Below are 17,268 nucleotides of genomic sequence, written 5' to 3'. Positions count from 1 at the left end.
CCCTCGCAGCCATGCCGTCCCGGCAGGGTCCCGGTCCAGCTGCCACCCCGGAGGCCCCCGCATGAGCAATGACATCCAGGACGACCTGTTCGACGGCAGGCGCCGCGATGACTCGGATCGCCCACGGCGCAAGCGGCGCGGGCGCAAGATCCTGCTCGGCTTCCTGATCGCCTTCCTGGTGCTCGTGGTGGGTGTCATCGCCGTCATTGCGCTCTACATCAACGGCCTCTCGCGCTCCTATGACGAGAATGTGACCTCCGTGCCGTCGTCGGAGGCCTTCCCGGAGGAGGCGGACCGGCCGGAGGACTCGGAGGGCACCACGATCCTGCTGCTCGGCTCGGACAAGCGGCCCGAGGGCGGCGGCGAGCTCGGCCGCGAGGGCGCGCGCGCCGATTCGATCATGCTGATGCACATTCCCGAGGACGGCGGCGAGATCTACGTCATGTCCGTCATGCGCGACACCTGGGTCGACATCCCCGGTGTGGGCGAGGCCAAGATCAATGCGGCCTACCAGAACGGCGGCATGCCGCTGATGGTCGAGACGCTCGAGGGGCACTTCGACACCCGGATCGACGAGGTCATGGCCGTCGACTTCGAGGGCTTCGAGGGCCTGGTCGATGCCCTGGGTGGAGTGACTGTGGACGTCCCGGAGTCGTTCACCGCCGACAACGGCGACGTCTACGAGGCCGGTCCCACCACGATGGACGGCGAGACCGCCCTGACGTTCGCCCGTGAGCGCCACTCCTTCGCGGACGGCGACTACACACGCGTGGCCAACCAGCGTGCGTTCATCCAGGCGCTGCTCGATCGGTTCCTGGAGCCCGAGGTCCTGGCCAATCCCGGAAAGATCTCCGACATCGTGAGCACGATCTCCCCGTACCTCACGGTCTCCGATGGACTGGACTCCGGCTACATCCGCGGTCTGGTGCCCAAGATGGTCGGCGTCTCGCGCTCGGACATCCACATGTTCACGGTCCCGACGAACGGCATCGGAACCTCCGACGACGGCCAGTCGGTCGTGCTCCCGGACGAGGAGGCCATGCAGGAGATCGGCGACGCCATCGACGACGGCACGCTGGATGAGCACTACCAGGAGCTCTCCGCGGACGACGGGAGCGGCCTGTGAGCGCAGCGCGTTCCAACGCGCTTCTGCTCGCCCACTCCTACTGGCCTGAGCACTCACCGCCGCAGCGCCGCTGGCAGTCCCTGATCCCGCACCTGGTGCAGCGGGGCTGGCAGATGACGGTCGTGGCACCGGTGGCCCACTACGGGTTCGGCCCGGACGCTGATCGCTCCTCCCGCGGCAGGGTGGGGCGCGGTCGGCCGGGGCCGGTGGGCGAGACGATCGTGCGGGTCCCGTATCTCACAGCCCGCGACGCCCGTCTGCCCAAGCTGGTGGATCAGCTGGTCACCGCCGGTGGCAGCGCGCTGCGCACCCTGACGGTGCGCGGGCACTCCGTGGTGATCGTGACGGCGCCGTCGCTGCCGCTGCTGGCCAGCGGCTGGTTGGCCGCACGGCTGAGGGGGAAGCCTCTCGTCGTGGAGATGCGCGATGCCTGGCCGAACCTCGCTACGGAGGCCGGGGTCCTGCGGGGCCGTGCCCAGCGGATCATCAACCGGGCCGTGGAGTCGGTCCAGGACAGGGCGGATCTTGTCGTCACCGTGACCGAGGGCTTCGCCGAGACGCTGCGGGAGCGCGGTGTGCGAGAGGTCCGCACGGTGCGCAACGGCGTGCGCCTGGAGCAGACACCGGTGCTGGATCCGCCGCCGCTGGTCCGCGACCGGCTGGAGGTGCTGTACCTGGGCAATCACGGGGAGAGCCAGCGCCTGGAGCGACTGATCGAGGCCGCCGCGCTGGTGGGGCCGGGCATGCGCCTGACCCTGGTGGGGCAGGGCTCGCAGAAGGCCATGCTGGTGCGCCACGCCGCCTCCCTGGGGGCGCCGGTGCGGTTCCTGGACCCGGTCTTCCGCGATCAGGTCTTCGAGCACTACCGGCAGGCGGATTCGCTGGTGATCTCGCTGCGCGACGACTGGAAGTCCTTCGACGCCACCATCCCCTCCAAGACCTACGAGGTCATGGCCGTGGGCCGCCATCTCACCGCCGTGGTGCGCGGGGAGGCCGCGTGGGTGCTGCGCCAGGCCGGGGCCGGCGACGTGGTGGGCTCCACCGCCCGCGAGATCGCCGATCTGTGGCAGGGCCTGATCGCGGACCGCTCCCGGCTGCGGTGCAACCTCGACGGGCGCGCCTGGGTGGCCGAGCACGCCGACTACGCCGATCTGGCCGAGCGCTACGACGCCCTGCTGCGCGAGCTCCTGGAGGACGGCCGTCCGCGGAGCAGCCGATGACGGGCCGCTCGGACGCGCCGCGCACGGGTCCGCGCCTGCGCCATCTCAGCCTGGTCGTGCGGACCGCCTGGGAGCACCTGGGCGGAGACCCCGCGGTCTTCGCCCTGCAGGTCTCCCGACGACTGCCCGCCGGCCTCACCGCTCGGGCCGGGCGGGCGCTGTGCCGCATCCCGCTGCCGTCGGCCGCCGCCCTGGGTCTGAGCCTGGTGGGGGAGCAGGAAGCGCTCGGCGAGGCCTTCGACCGCGCTCTGCTGGACGAGAGCTGCGCCCCGGCCGCCCTGCGGCGGCTGGCGGAGGTCGCCATCGCCGCGGACCGGCCCGACGACGCCTTCCGGCTCACATCAGCGATCCCTCGGCGGGGCGGGCCGAGCGGCGGCGCCCTGCCGACCGGGTCGGCGGTCCGCGGCCTTGCCGGGACGCTGGCCCGCCGCGACACCCAGCTCGGCGCCCTGGGCGCGGCCCTGGTGCCGCTGCAGTGCGCCTGGCTGCGCGGGGAGGCCACCCGCGGGGAGCGAGCCCAGCTGCTGCGCCTGGCCGACGAGCGGGCCCAGCTGCACGGGCGCTCACCGTCGCTGCCGCCGCTGCGGGAGCCCTACCAGCCGCAGCCGCGGACCGTGGTCCACGTCCTGACCAACTCCCTGCCGCACACCGCCAGCGGCTACGCCGTGCGCTCGCACGCGCTGCTCAGCGCCCAGGCGGCCGCGGGCTGGCAGGTCCATGCCCAGACCCGTCCGGGCTATCCGGCGCAGGTGGGGCGGCTGAGCGCGAAGGACCTGGAGGTGATCGACGGCGTGAGCTATCACCGCATCTCCCCGGCCCGCCTTCCCCGCACGGCCTCCGGCCGTCTCCAGCTGCAGGCCGAGGCGCTGCTCGAGCTGTGCCTGTGGGTCCGCCCCGCAGTGCTGCACACGACCACGCACTTCGTGAACGCCCTGGTGGTCCGCGAGGTCGCCGCAGTGCTGGGCATCCCGTGGGTCTACGAGGTCCGCGGGCAGCTCGCGGACACCTGGGCCTCGCGCCGCCCGCCGGTCGCCGGGGTCTCCGAGCGCTACACGTGCTTCCAGGCGCGCGAGGCCGAGGTCATGGAGGCGGCGGACGACGTGGCCACGCTCGGTGCGGCGATGGCGCGCCGCGTCGAGGAGGTCACCGGCGGGCGCGTGGACGCAGCCTCGGTCCGGCTGAGCCCCAACGCGGTCGGACCGCAGCACGCCGCCGAGCTCGAGCCGGTCGAGCAGGCCCGCGCGGACGTGGATGCCGCGTCCCTGGGGATCCGGCCCGGGCAGTTCCTGATGGGCACCGTGTCCTCGATCGTCGACTACGAGGGCCTGGACGACCTGGTGCGGGCCATGGTCCTGCTGCCCGAGCCGATCACGGCGGTGATCGTCGGAGACGGCGCCGCCCGTCCGGCGCTCGAAGCGCTGGCCCGCGACCTGGGGGTGGCCGACCGCGTGGTCTTCCCGGGCCGCGTGGACCGCGACGGCGCGCGCAGCTGGCAGCGCGCCCTGGACGTGTTCGTCGTGCCCCGCCTGGACCGGGAGGTCACGCGCTCGGTCACCCCGCTCAAGCTCGCCGAGGCCTCAGCACGGGGTGTGCCGGTGATCGCCTCGCGGCTTCCGGCGCTCGAGGAGCTCGTGGAGGACGGCGTCACCGGGCTGCTCGTGCCGCCCGAGGACCCGGCTTCTGTGGCCGACGCGGTGCGGCGCCTGTGGGGCGAAGCGGGGACGGGGCCTAGACTCGGGCGAGCCGGTCGCGCGGCGGTGCTGCGCGAGCGGACCTGGGAGGCGGTCGCCGCCCGGACGCTCGAGCGCTACGACGAGCTGACGGCCCGCGGCCCCACCGGGCAGGCAGGACAAGACGAGACGATGCAGACGGCACGGACGACGGAGGCGCGATGAGCGAGAGCACGGATCCCCGCTCCGGTGCCTCCGCACCGTCGCCCTCCGGCGCGTCGGCGGCCTCTCGGGCGGCGGCACTCGACCGTCGACGGATGCACTACGACTCCTCGGAGCTGATGGCCGTCGGCGCCCGCCCGCCGCTGGGGGAGTACATCCGTCGCCTGTGGGGCGCGCGGCATTTCGTGCTCTACGACGCCCGGGTGCGGCTGTCGGTGAGCCAGGAGCACACGATCCTGGGCAAGATCTGGCTGATCCTCAATCCCATGCTGCTGGGCCTGACCTTCTTCCTGGTCTTCGGGCTGCTGCTGCGCACTGATCGCGGTGTGGAGAACTTCGTCGGCTTCCTGATCATCGGCCTGATGATGTTCCTCTACACGTCCCGCTCCGTGGCCACGGGCGCCCGCAGCATCGTGCAGGGCAAGAACCTGATCCGGGGCTTCTCCTTCCCGCGAGCGGCGCTGCCGCTGGGGATCGTGGTGCGCGAGGCATGGAGCCAGCTCTACGTGCTGGCGGCCATGTTCCTCTTCGTGCTGATCGCCCCGCCGGCCGAGCCGATCACGCCCCTGTGGCTGCTGATCCTGCCGATCTTCGTGCTGCAGACGATCTTCAACTGGGGCGCCGGGATGCTGCTGGCGCCGCTCGTGCACCGGATCCCCGACGTCGCGAACCTGATCCAGCTGGGCACGCGGCTGTGGCTCTACGCCTCGGGCATCTTCTACGACCCGTCCCGGTTCACGGATAATCCGACCATCCTGACCCTGTTCCACCTCAACCCGCTGTACCAGGTGCTGCAGATGGCGCGCGGGGCGATCCTCTACGCCGAGGCGCCGTCGCTGTCGTCGTGGCTGATCCTCACGGCGTGGGCGGTGGGCGCCCTGGTGATCGGGCTGCTGGTGTTCTGGTGGAACGAGGAGAGCTATGCCGACGAGAAGCGATGACTCCCTGTTCGAGGACCCCTCGATCGATCCCCGGTGGCGCGAGGCCCGTCGCCGGCAGATCGCCCAGGAGTGGGTGGCTCAGGACGGCTCGGGGCTGACCGGCACGAGCCTCAAGCCGGTGCGCGATCCCGCGGTCGTGATCGACGACGTCTCCATGGTCTATCGCGTCACGAGCACCGGCGGTGCCGATGAGCAGAAGCTCCCCGCGGTATCGCGCGTGCTGCGCCGCGCGCTGGGCCGTCCGCCCCAGGTGGACAACCAGGCGCTGACGAATGTGAACCTGCTCGTGGAGCAGGGGGAGTTCGTGGGCTTTGTGGGCCGCAACGGCTCCGGCAAGTCCACTCTGATGAACATCGTGGCCGGGCAGATGAACCCCACCTCCGGACGCGTGTGGGCCATCGACCGTCCGTCGAAGCTCGGCGTGAGCGTGTCCCTGGTGCCTGCACTGTCTGGGGAGCGCAACATCCGCCTCGGCTGCCTGGCCCAGGGGATGACCCCGCAGCAGGTGGACGACGTCATGGACGAGCTCGTGGATGTCGCAGCGCTCGGCAAGGCCCTGCACTGGCCCATGAAGGCCTACTCGTCGGGCATGGCCGCGCGGCTGCGCTTCGCGGTGGCCACGGCCACCAACCCGGAGGTGCTCATCCTGGACGAGGCCCTGGGCACCGGCGACGCCCAGTTCCAGGCCCGCGGCAAGGCGCGCATGGACGAGATCCGCGACAACGCCGGCTGCGTCCTGTTCGTCTCCCACTCCATGTCCGAGATCCGCTCCATGTGCACCCGTCTGGTGTGGATCGACGCCGGACAGGTCGTGGCCGACGGCCCCGTGGAGGACGTCGTGGAGCGCTACGAGCACTACATGCAGCTGCTGGCCGACGGCAATCTGCTCAGCGCCCAGGACTACCGGGACCGGACCCTGGCCGAGCGCGTTCCGCTGGAGCTCGTGAACAGCGCCTGAGCCCGACCGAGCCGCCTCCGACCGCCTGATCCCGCACTGGTGCCCCCGCGCCGCGTGACCGAGAGGACCACCCATCGTGTCTGCTAGGAAGCCCCCCAAGCCCGCGATCCCCTCGCCGGGCGAGCTGCGCACCCTCCTGTGGCACCTGCGCCATGGCGGGGTCGACCAGGCCCGCAAGCACCTGCGTCGCCGCGGGCTGCCGGGCGGGTCGTCGGAGGCCGTGGCCGGGGAGGGCCGTCGGGTGTCCTTCGCCCCGACCGAGTGGCCGCAGCAGTGGCGGCGGCCCTTCGCCGACGTCACCGTGGCCACGATCCTGGACGACTTCTCCTCCCGGGCCTTCGGCTACGAGTGGGACCAGGTGGAGCTGTCCCGGACCGGGTGGCGGGAGCAGCTCGAGCAGCACCGGCCGCAGCTGCTGTTCGTGGAGTCCGCCTGGCACGGCAATCAGGACCAGTGGCAGTACCAGCTCACCGGCACCTCCGGGGTCAAGGAGCCGTTCCGGGAGCTCGTGGCCGCGTTCCGCGCCGCCGGGATCCCCACCGTGTTCTGGAACAAGGAGGACCCGCCGCACTACGACGACTTCCTGGAGTGCGCGGGGCTGTTCGACATCGTCCTGACCTCGGACTCGAACCGCGTGGAGCACTACCGGCGGGATCTGGGCCACGATCGCGTGGGCGTGCTGGCCTTCGCCGCGCAGCCGGCCGTGCATTCCCCGGTGCGCGGGGCCCGCGGCGTCGACGCACGGGACGTGGCCTTCGGCGGGATGTACTTCGCGCACAAGTTCCCCGAGCGCCGCGATCAGATGGACCTGCTGCTCGGCGGTGCCCTGGACGTCTCGCCCAAGATGCGCAAGGGCCTGGAGATCTTCTCCCGGTACCTGGGCGACGACGAGCGCTATCAGTTCCCGGCCCCGCTGGATCAGCGCGTGGTGGGCTCGCTGGACTACGCCCGGATGCTCACGGCGTATCAGGCCTACAAGGTCTTCCTCAACGTCAACTCGGTCGTGGACTCGCCGTCGATGTGCGCCCGGAGGATCTTCGAGATCCTCTCGCGCGGCACGGCGGTGGTCTCCACGCCGTCGGCAGCCGTGGGGGAGTACTTCCCGCAGGCGGAGCTGCCCGTCGTCGAGACACGGGAGCAGGCCGCCGACGTCGTCCGGGCGCTCGTGCGCTCCAAGCAGCTGCGCGATCGCACGGTGCGCAGGGCTCAGCGCCGGGTGTGGGCCGAGCACACGTACACGCACCGCGCGGCGACCGTCCTGGACCTGGCCCTTCCGCAGCAGGACGGCTCCTGGCAGCCGTCGAACCCGTCCGTGTCCGTGGTGCTGTCCACCAACCGGCCGGACCGCCTGGGCCAGGCCATGGACTCGGTGGCGGCTCAGCGCGGTGTGAGCCCGCAGGTCGTGCTCGTGTGCCACGGCTTCGATCCCGATGCCGCTCGGGCCGCCGAGCTGGCGGCGCAGCGGGGGATCGAGGACCTGGTGATCGTGCCGGCGCCCCGGGACTGGTCGCTGGGCTCCTGCCTCAACGCCGGCGTGCAGGCCTCCTCCGGCGCCGTGATCGCCAAGATGGACGACGACGACTGGTACGGCCCCGACTACCTGGCGGATCAGCTGGCCATCCTGCGCGTGACGCAGGCAGACGTGGTGGGCAAGCAGGCCAGCTACCTCTACGTCCAGTCCTACGACGCCACGCTGCTGCGCTTCGGCGAGCGAGAGCACCGCTGGACGGACTTCGTGCTCGGACCCACGCTGATGGCCGCGCGCGAGGTCTTCGAGGCCCATCCCTTCCGTGACCGGACCACGGGGGAGGACACCGGCTTCCTGCAGGACGTGGTGGATGCCGGCGGCCGCGTCTATGCCACGGATCGTTTCAACTTCCGGCAGTTCCGGGGCGGACACGGACATACCTGGAATGTGACGGACCAGCACGTCATCTCCACTGGTGAGGTCATGTTCTTCGGGTCGGACACCGCGCACCTGTGCGTATGATGACCCCCGCCTGGGGTTCCACCGAACGGCCCACAGCATGGCGAATCTGCCTGTAACTGCAACTACCCCGCCGATCCGCCTCCTCAGCGCGGACGCGGAGATCAAGGACACGAGCACCCATGAGCGAGAGCAACCAGACCGTCGTCTTCGTGGGGCTGGGCTACATCGGCCTGCCCACCGCCGTGACGCTGGCCAACAGCGGCGTGCGGGTCAAGGGCGTGGACGTGAACGACTCGGTCGTGGAGCGCGTCTCCCGCGGCGAGGTCACGATCGTGGAGCCCGGACTGGAGGAGGAGCTGAAGCGCGCCGTGGACTCGGGTCAGTTCACCGCCTCCACCGAGATGCAGCACGGCGACGCCTTCGTGATCGCCGTGCCGACTCCCTTCAAGGACGATCACGTGGGCGACACCTCCTACATCGAGGCCGCCGCGCGCAATATCGCGCCGCTGCTCGAGGGCGACGAGCTCGTGATCCTGGAGTCGACCTCCCCGCCCCAGACCACGCAGCTGCTGGGCCGCGTGCTCACCGAGGCCCGCCCCGATCTCACCGTGGATCCGCAGGAGGCCGAGCAGGGCCAGAAGAAGGTCATCCACCTGGCCTACTGCCCCGAGCGCATCTTGCCCGGAAAGGCCATGGAGGAGCTCGTCACCAACGACCGCATCATCGGCGGCATGACCCCGGAGGCCGCCAAGCGCGGCAAGGCCGTGTACGCGACCTTCTGCCAGGGCGAGCTGCTGGAGACCGACGACGTCACCGCCGAGATGGCCAAGCTGACCGAGAACTCCTTCCGGGACGTCAACATCGCCTTCGCCAACGAGCTGTCCCTGATCTCGGACAAGCTGGGGATCGACGTGTGGGAGCTCATCGAGCTGGCCAACCACCACCCGCGCGTGAACATCCTGCAGCCCGGTCCCGGCGTGGGCGGGCACTGCATCGCCGTGGATCCGTGGTTCATCGTCTCCTCGGACCGCGAGAACTCGAATCTCATCCGCACGGCCCGCGAGGTCAACGACGGCAAGCCGCAGTGGGTCATCGACAAGGTCCGCGAGGCCGTGTCGCACCAGTCCGAGCCCACGGTGGCCGCCCTGGGCCTGGCCTTCAAGGCGAACATTGACGACCTGCGCGAGTCCCCGGCGCTGAACATCACCAAGGACCTGGCCGAGGCGCTGCCGGAGGCGAAGATCCTGGCCGTGGAGCCGAACGTCTCGGAGCTGCCGAAGGCCCTGTCCGGTCTGGCGAACGTGGAGCTGGCCGAGCACGGGGAGGCCATCGAGCGCGCCGACGTGCTGCTGGTGCTCGTGGACCATGACGAGTTCAAGGCCGTTCCCGCCACCGCCCTGGCAGGCAAGACCGTGGTCGACACCAAGGGCCTCTGGCGCTGAGCCTGCGTCCGACCCACCGCTGACCCCCCGCAGAGGAACACCGCATGCCCCCCATCACCGTCCAGGAACTCCGCCGTCGCCTCTGGCATGTCAGGGGCGAGGCTGCTGCCAAGCTGGCACCTCGCGGCTACGGCGCTCAGGTCGAAGCCGATCCTGAGGCCGCAGGAGAGGATAGCAGGGGCGACGAGACGAGGCGGATGGAGGCTACACAGGGCCTTCGAGAGGCCTCGGAGGCGGCTCGCGCTGCCGGCGAGAGGTATCAGGCGGCGGATCAGCTCCGGAGGCTGACCCTCCTGGACCCGCAGGACAGCTCCGCCTGGTTCCTCTATGCCATGCGGCTGATCGAGCTGAAGGCCTACGACGCCTCCTTCGAGGCGCTGAAGAACAGCGTCGCCGTGCAACCGGCGAACCTGGACGCACTGGAGATGCTGGTGGATGCCGCGGCCGGCGACGCGGATCGTCTGGCGTCGGCGGCCGAGGCGATGGGCGAGCTGATCGCCGTGCTGCCCGAGCGGCCCGATCAGCACCGACGGTCGCTGGACCTGCTGGTGCCGGCCCGACGGACCGAGGCCCTGGACATCCTCGAGGAGAGTCCCGATCGGGTGACGCGGGCGGTCGTCGACCTCCACCGGGGGGATTCCGAGGAGCTGGCTCAGGAGAAGCCGTCCTGGCTGGCCGAGGACGAGTGGACCCTGGCGCAGCTGCTCTTCTGCCTGCAGCGCGGCCGGAGGACTCGGGCGATCGAGCTGATGCGAGATCTGCCGGATCGGGCAGTGCCGCGGTGGAGCCTGCGTCTGGCCATCCGTCGCGACCTGCGCGCCAATCGCAACGACGGGGCCCGACGGCTGCTCGCGGAGTTCACCCGGCTGGAGCCCTCGGACACCTGGGGCCGCAAGCAGAGCGCCAAGCTGGCCAAGTCGGCGGCCCCGACCAACTACCAGCTGGCCAAGCGGGGCTTCCCGTTCCCGCATCGGCGCACGGAGTCCGCCTACGAGCCGATCTCCGATCGCGTGCTCTACATGCTGCACAACTCCCTGCCGTACCACTCGGCCGGCTACAGCACGCGCACCCATGGTCTGCTCTCCGGGCTGCGTGGCCTTGGGTGGGATGTTCAGGGGGTCACCCGACTGGGCTATCCGTACGACATGCCCAAGATGGCTGAGCTCGGCGAGATCGCCCCGCTGAACGTGGTGGACGGTGTTCCGTATCACCGCTTGAGCACCACCCCTGGCATCGAGAAGAAGAGCCCCATCACGGAGTACGTGAAGCGGTACACGGCCGCACTCGAGGCGAAGGCAATGGAGGAGAGACCGCGCATCCTCCACGGTGCGTCGAACCACTGGAACGGCCTGGCCACCGTGGCCACGGCCAATCGGCTCGGCATCCCCTCCGTCTACGAGGTCCGCGGGCTGTGGGAGGTCACGCGCGGCTCCCGGGACTTCGAATGGGCCAAGGGCGGCATGTATCGGTTCATGGCCCGCATGGAGGCCGACGCCGCCGCCCATGCGACCCATGTCCTGGCCATCACGCAGGCGCTCAAGGACGAGCTGATCGCTCGAGGCGTGGACGGCGAGAAGATCACGGTGGTTCCCAACGCGGTCGATGCCGAGCGCTTCACCCCGCAGCCGCGCGATGCCGAGCTCGAGGCTCAGCTCGGCTTCCAGGGCAAGACGGTGATCGGCTACATCGGCTCCGTGCTGGACTACGAGGGCCTGGGTCTGCTGATCGACGCCGCCGAGCGGATGCGATCCCAGCGCGACGACTTCGTGGTGATGATCGTGGGCGACGGCGCCGAGCTCGAGCGGTTCCAGTCCGAGGTCGAGGCCCGACAGCTGGGCGACGCGGTGCGCTTCCTCGGTCGCGTGCCCCACGAGGACGTCGAGCGCTACTACTCGCTCGTGGACATCGCGCCGTTCCCGCGGCTGCCGCTGCCGGTGTGCGAGATGGTCTCCCCGCTCAAGCCGTTCGAGGCTCTGGCCATGGGCAAGGCCATCGTGGCATCCGATGTGGCAGCTCTGGCCGAGATCGTCCAGCCCGATGTCACGGGGCTGCTCCATCGCAAGGGGGACGTGGACGACCTGACCGCCAAGCTTTCGGAGCTGGTCGACCGGCCCGAGCTGCGGGCGCAGCTGGCCGCGAACGGACTGGAGTGGGTGCGCGAGCACCGCCAGTGGACCGACATGGCGCGGCGAGTGTCGGAGATCTACGAGGATCTCGGCGCCTCGCGCCCCCCGCGCAGCTGACCCAGCGGCTAGCGCCCTCTCTGCACATCCAGCACCTGATTCCTGTCCGCGAAAGGCCACTCCATGTCCACCTCAGACAGCTCCGCCCAGAGTCACGACGGCCCCACGGCGATGTCGGACCCCGATCTCGACATCGACAGCGGAGTCAGCATCCGGCAGTGCCTCGGAGTCGGATTCATCAGGCAGGACGACTATGTCGAGCGGGCGCGGAAGCTGCTCGACGGACGCATGCGCGTCTCCCCGCACCCCGAATGGGCCGCCGAGGACCTGTGCGACTGGACGGCCGATCCCTTCTCCTCCCGCAACTGGCAGTTCCAGCACCATGCTCTGCGCTGGATCTCGCCGGCACGGCATCTGGCCATGGACGGGGACAGGGACGCACGCGAGTTCTGGATGTCCACCGCCCAGTCGTGGATCCGGCACAACCCGCCGGAAGCTCCGGCTTCGCAGTTCTCCTGGATCGACATGGCCGATGGGCTGCGTGCCCAGGAGCTGGTCTTCGGGTGGCCCCTCGCGGAGACTCCTGACGAGAAGCAGGCCCTGCTGTCCGCGCTCGAGACGCACGGGACCTGGCTGGCCGACCCGGAGCATCTCTCCGAGGGCAACCATGCCCTGCACCAGGATCTGGGCCTCTTCGTGCTGGCCAGCTTCCTGCGTCGTCGGGAGTGGCAGGACCTGGCCGTTCGGCGCCTGGCCGAGCTCTTCGAGGGGTCCTTCGACGAGAACGGGGCGAACGACGAAGGTTCCGTGGAATACCACCGGCTCAATCTCGCGTGGTGGACGTCCGCATGGGACCGCGTGGCGATGGAGGACGTCGAGGTGCCGCGGCACGTGCAGCAGACGCTGACCCGTGCGGCTGATTTCCTGGCGCACGCGACCAGGCCCGACGGCTTCATGATGACGATCGGCGACACGCATCTGAAGAGGGTCGAGGCCTCAGGCCGACCGGAGATCGACTACGTCGCCACTCTCGGCGACGAGGGCGAGCCGCCTTCGTCGACGACCGTCGTCGCGCCCAACGGCTTCATCCTGGGCCGATCCGGCTGGGGCGGCGAGGGGCGCAGCTACGCGGAGGAGACCTCCTACAGCCTCCGCTACGGCCCGCAGATCAGGTCGCACCAGCACGAGGACCGGGGCGGCATCACGTTCTTCTCGGGCGGACGCGACTGGATCACGGACCCGGGGTCGTACAACTACGAGCCGAAGGACCCGTTCCGGAGGCATCTCCGTTCCCGGCAGGCGCACAACCTGGTGGTCGTCGACGATCGCGAGTACGCCCCTGCCGGACATGTTCGTCTGGAGCGCGCCGAGGTCTCCGACCACGCCCACGACTATGCCGTCGTCGATCGGAACTACGAGGGCGTGGCTCTGCGTCGGCGCCTGGTCTACCTGCCGGGCCTGGACCTCGGAATCGTCATCGATCACTTCGACGCCGACAAGCAGGTCACGGCCAGGCAGCTGTGGCAGCTCAACCCGGGTGTGCGCGCCCGCCTGCGCGACAGCGCCGTCGAGCTGCAGGACGGCGACAGCAGCCTGAGCCTCGCCTGGCTCGGCAACGGAGAGCGTCCGGTGGTCAGGTACGCCGACGACAGCTCTCCGCGCGGCTGGGTCTCCCGCGCGTGGGGCAAGAAGGAGCCCGGCGGCGTCGCGGAGGTCGCCAAGTCGGCGCGCTCCGGTGTCTTCACGGCGGTGTTCGGGGAGTCGACCAAGGACACCTTGAGCGTGGTGTCCAGCCGAGCCACCCCCAAGTCCGCCTGGATGAGGATCCTTCGATTCGGACGGGTCTGGAGCATCACGATCTCCGAGGACCAGGTCGTGATCTCGGAGGACGAGCAGCGGACCGCACTGCTCGGCCAGGGAGCCGTCAGCCCCGCTGTGGTCTCCGGTCGGAACGACCGGTGGATCCGTCAGCGCTTCGCGGATCTCGAGGATCGGGTGGCGCGCGCATCCGCGCGAGCCGAGCAGCCGCCGGCGGCCGACGTGTCGACGGAGCCCGCCGCTGGTCTGGCCAAGCGTGTGGAGGCACTGGAGAAGCAACTGTCCACGACGTCCAAGGCCCTGGACACGGCTGTGACCGAGCAGAGGCAACGCATCGGCAAGGTCCTCCCGCATCTTCCCCAGGGGATGCCTCGCGAGACGGTTCTCGGAAGCCTGACGCTCAAGGATGTGGTCGCGTACATCGACGATCCGCTGTTCCTCTACGAGCTGTGGACGTCGGGGGACCCGGGGCTGGTCATGAACCTCGGCCAGCGGCGCAAGCTGTCGCGGGCCCTCTACCAGCGCGGCTACTACGCGCACAGCCTGGAGATGCTGCGAGGCATCGCCGTCGCCTCGGGCAAGGACAGCGACCGGCGGGCCGTGGAGGTCCGAGCCTCGGAGCTGGCCATGCTCAGCGGCGAGCTCGTCACGGAGTGCGCGGCCCCCGCGGAGGGCTCCTTCGTCGCGGAGACCGGTCGCATCCTTCACGTCGTGGGGAAGGCCCTTCCCGAGACGCAGACGGGCTACACCCTGCGGACCCATTACCTGGCTCAGGCGCAGTCCGAGAAGGGCTATGACGTCCATGTGATGCGTCAGGCCGGCGCCTCCGTCGATGCCCTCGGCGAATCGCCCGTCGTCCAGGACGGGGTGACCTATCACCTGCCGGAGGGGCCGGCCAGAGGCACCGAGACCTGGGCCACGTGGCTGCAGGCGAACACCGATGCCCTGCGCGCTGTGGTGGAGGAGGTGCGGCCGTCGCTGCTGCACTGCCACTCGGACTACATCAACCAGCTGATCGCCAGGCCCGTGGCCGACGCGTATGGGCTGCCTCTGATCTACGAGAGCCGCGGCTTCTGGGAGGAGTCCTGGCTCTCCCGCGTCGAGACCTCCGTCGGCCGTCCCCTGGAGGCCGACTACCAGCGCTACGGATACCCCGATGCCTACACGCTGCGGCATGAGCGCGAGAACCAGGCCCGAGCCAGCAGCGACCACGTGACGACGCTGGCCGAGGTCATGCGCGAGCACATCATCGACCGCGGTGAGGACCCGGAGCGCATCTCCGTGACGCCCAACGGCGTGCTGCCCTCCGATTTCCCCGTCGTGGAGCCGGACCTGGAGCTGAAGGACAGACTGGACATCCCGAGGGAGGTCCCTGTCATCGGCTACATCACCTCCGTGGTGGAGTACGAGGGCATCGACACGCTCGTCGAGGCCTTCGCCCAGATGATGCACCAGGGCGTGGACGCACGCCTTCTGCTCGTCGGAGACGGACCCGTCCGCAAGGCGCTGCAGGAGCAGGCCAAGAACCTGGGCATCGCCGCGAAGTGCTGCTTCACCGGTCGCATCCCCCACGAGGAGGTTCTCGACTACTACAGCATCATCGACCTCTTCGTGGTGCCGCGGAAGAACCGGGCGGTCTGCCGCCTGGTGACGCCGCTCAAGCCGTTCGAGGCGTTCTCCACCGGGCGAGCCGTGGTGGTCTCGGACGTCGACGCCCTGCGGGAGATCGCCGGGCAGTCCGGCGCGGCCGCGACCTTCCGAGCAGAGGATCCCAATGATCTGGCACAGCTGCTGAGCCGTCTGCTCGAGGATCCGCAGGCACGAGCGGAGATGTCGGAGAAGGGCGCTGCCTGGGTCCGTGCGGAGCGGTCCTGGCGCTCCATCGCCGATCGCTACGACGCGCCGTACCGCGGGCTCGGCGTCCGCTTCTTCCGTGAGCTGGCCCGCTGCCCCCAGCAGGCCCCGGATGCTGAGGCAGCTCGTGAGCGCCGCCGCCGTTCGCACATCGAGAACCGCGGGCAGGCCGTCGAGCTGCTGCAGCTCCACGGCGAGGACGGGATCCCCACGGACTCCGAGCGCGCACGTCAGACCGTGGAGACGGGCTGGGCGGCCTATGGATTCGATCCCGTCCCGCTGGACATGCCGATCGACTGGCGCAGCGTCGGCCCCGGTGATCGATCATGGCGGATGCACTTCCACTGCTGGGAGTTCATGCACGCACCGCTCATGGAGTGGTCGAGGACGGGGGATCCCGCCCTGGCTCGCTGGGCCGTGGACCGGGCGCTGTCCTGGATCGCCGAGTTCGGCGAAATCGATGACGACTCCACCATGGCCTGGTACGACATGGCCATCGCGTACCGGACGATGGTCCTCATCACGCTGCTGCGGATCGCCGAGGTCGAGGACGAGGTGACCGACGCGGAGTACGCGCAGCTGCTGCGCTTCGCCCTGCGCCAGCGCGACGCGCACTGGGAGAAGAAGGCTTTCAATCCCAGGAACAACCACGGCTACTACTCGGCGGTGAGCCAGCTCGTGCTGGGTCGTGAGCTGACGGACCTTCCCGGGATGGCGGCTCTCCGGGCGCAGGGAGAGCAGCGACTCCGTCTCATGACGGAAGGCCAGTTCATGGCCGACGGCGGTCACAGCGAGCACTCCCCGGACTACCACCGGATGCTCCTGAGCGGATTCGACGCCGCGCTGGCCGCGGGCGTCATCGACGATCCTCGAGTGTCGTCGATCATCTCCGCAGCAGCGGACGCCCTGGGCTGGATGATCCAGCCCGACGGCTGCCTCGTCCAGTTCGGCGATTCCGCCCAGCGCCAGATGGTCGACAAGGGGCTCACCTCGTCCTCGCCGACGACCACGTGGGTACTCTCCGGAGGGGTGGAGGGCTCCGCGCCGGTGGACCGTGCGCTCGTGCTCCCCGACACGGGCTACGTCTTCATCCGGGAGCCGCAGGCCGATGCCCGAGGCCGCTTCGACCGCGACTCGTATCTGGCGTTCACCTCCGCGTTCCATTCCAGGGCGCACAAGCACTGCGACGACAACACCATGGTGTGGTTCGAGGACGGCCAGCAGATCCTCTGCGATGGCGGGCGCTATCGGTACGGGGAGCTGCTGCCCCCGGATTCTCCGTTGCGCGAGAAGGGCTTCTACTACGCCGATCCGATCCGTCAGTACATGGAGACCTGCGGACCCCACTCCACGGTGAGCCTCGACAGCGACATGCACGACCGTCGTCGGGAGCCGCACGGGTCCGGGCTGGTGAGTGCCTCTCAGGACGAGACGGGCCGCCATCTCATCACCGCGCGGACACCGCACACCTTCTGGGCGCATCAGCGAGACGTCGAGTATCTCCCGGGCCAGGAGCTGGTGGTCCTCGATCGAGTCGAGATGCCCTCGGACGAGCAGCACGAGGTACGGCTCTGGTGGCATTTCGACGGTGAGCTGGATCTCCAGGTCCAGGACCAGAAGCTCGTGCTGCGCTCTGCGAAGTGGGCCGGGCGCCGCCTCGAGGTCACCTCGGAGGCACCCGGGGACCCGCAGATCCTCCACGGCTCGGAGGAGCCGATCGGGGGCTGGCGCTCCCGGAAGGACCGCGTGAAGGAGGTTTCGTGGAGCGTCTGCTGGCAGCTGCCGGCAGACGGAGCGTGGGAAGGCCGGACGACCATGGTCTTCGTCGACGACCAGCAGTGACCGCATCCCGGGGGCCGGCCGCATCGGCGGCCCGCCTCCGGGACCGCGCCATCGAGACCCCA

At 69.9% G+C, this 17,268-nt stretch carries 9 protein-coding genes; all 9 read left to right on the top strand.

Annotation, left to right across the window (positions count from 1 at the left end; all coding sequences use genetic code 11):
- The first annotated feature begins 61 nt into the window (after positions 1-61).
- The 9 genes from QSJ40_RS07730 to QSJ40_RS07690 all read left to right on the top strand — a co-directional run bounded on the left by QSJ40_RS07730 (position 62) and on the right by QSJ40_RS07690 (position 17,206).
- Positions 62-1,126, top strand: a complete 1,065-nt coding sequence (locus QSJ40_RS07730; RefSeq protein WP_053447453.1) for an LCP family protein — start codon at positions 62-64, stop codon at positions 1,124-1,126.
- Complete coding sequence (locus tag QSJ40_RS07725) at positions 1,123-2,346, top strand: glycosyltransferase family 4 protein (RefSeq protein ID WP_053447452.1); 1,224 nt, start codon at positions 1,123-1,125, stop codon at positions 2,344-2,346. Before QSJ40_RS07730 ends, QSJ40_RS07725 begins: the two co-directional genes overlap by 4 nt.
- On the top strand, positions 2,343-4,241 hold the full coding sequence (locus QSJ40_RS07720; protein WP_285729947.1) for a glycosyltransferase: 1,899 nt from the start codon (positions 2,343-2,345) through the stop codon (positions 4,239-4,241). The genes QSJ40_RS07725 and QSJ40_RS07720 overlap by 4 nt, the downstream gene beginning before the upstream one ends.
- On the top strand, positions 4,238-5,179 hold the full coding sequence (locus QSJ40_RS07715) for an ABC transporter permease (protein WP_024290364.1): 942 nt from the start codon (positions 4,238-4,240) through the stop codon (positions 5,177-5,179). The genes QSJ40_RS07720 and QSJ40_RS07715 overlap by 4 nt, the downstream gene beginning before the upstream one ends.
- Positions 5,160-6,137, top strand: coding sequence for an ABC transporter ATP-binding protein (locus QSJ40_RS07710; protein WP_285729944.1), 978 nt, complete (start codon positions 5,160-5,162; stop codon positions 6,135-6,137). Before QSJ40_RS07715 ends, QSJ40_RS07710 begins: the two co-directional genes overlap by 20 nt.
- 76 nt (positions 6,138-6,213) lie before the next feature.
- The gene (locus QSJ40_RS07705) at positions 6,214-8,127 is read left to right on the top strand and encodes a glycosyltransferase family protein (protein WP_285729942.1); all 1,914 of its coding nucleotides are present in this window, start codon (positions 6,214-6,216) and stop codon (positions 8,125-8,127) included.
- Positions 8,128-8,246: 119 nt separating this feature from the next.
- Entirely contained in the window at positions 8,247-9,509 is a 1,263-nt protein-coding gene (gene wecC, locus QSJ40_RS07700; protein ID WP_285729940.1) for a UDP-N-acetyl-D-mannosamine dehydrogenase, read from the top strand.
- A gap of 44 nt (positions 9,510-9,553) precedes the next feature.
- The gene (locus tag QSJ40_RS07695) at positions 9,554-11,752 is read left to right on the top strand and encodes a glycosyltransferase (protein WP_285729938.1); all 2,199 of its coding nucleotides are present in this window, start codon (positions 9,554-9,556) and stop codon (positions 11,750-11,752) included.
- Between the two features lie 63 nt (positions 11,753-11,815).
- Positions 11,816-17,206 carry a heparinase II/III domain-containing protein gene (locus QSJ40_RS07690; RefSeq protein WP_285729936.1) on the top strand — a complete coding sequence of 1,797 codons (5,391 nt, stop codon included), beginning with the start codon at positions 11,816-11,818 and terminating at the stop codon, positions 17,204-17,206.
- Positions 17,207-17,268 lie beyond the last annotated feature (62 nt).

This window comes from Kocuria sp. NBRC 114282 (assembly GCF_030268385.1).
Taxonomy (GTDB): domain Bacteria; phylum Actinomycetota; class Actinomycetes; order Actinomycetales; family Micrococcaceae; genus Kocuria; species Kocuria palustris.
This window is presented reverse-complemented; position numbering and strand designations above follow the sequence as displayed.

Bases quoted from the DNA above. Each gene is read 5' to 3' on its own strand.
- QSJ40_RS07730 (WP_053447453.1), top strand. From the start codon at position 62: ATGAGCAATGACATCCAGGACGACCTGTTCGACGGCAGGCGCCGCGAT.
- QSJ40_RS07720 (WP_285729947.1), top strand. From the start codon at position 2,343: ATGACGGGCCGCTCGGACGCGCCGCGCACGGGTCCGCGCCTGCGCCAT.
- QSJ40_RS07715 (WP_024290364.1), top strand. From the start codon at position 4,238: ATGAGCGAGAGCACGGATCCCCGCTCCGGTGCCTCCGCACCGTCGCCC.
- QSJ40_RS07710 (WP_285729944.1), top strand. From the start codon at position 5,160: ATGCCGACGAGAAGCGATGACTCCCTGTTCGAGGACCCCTCGATCGAT.
- wecC (WP_285729940.1), top strand. From the start codon at position 8,247: ATGAGCGAGAGCAACCAGACCGTCGTCTTCGTGGGGCTGGGCTACATC.
- QSJ40_RS07695 (WP_285729938.1), top strand. From the start codon at position 9,554: ATGCCCCCCATCACCGTCCAGGAACTCCGCCGTCGCCTCTGGCATGTC.
- QSJ40_RS07690 (WP_285729936.1), top strand. From the start codon at position 11,816: ATGTCCACCTCAGACAGCTCCGCCCAGAGTCACGACGGCCCCACGGCG.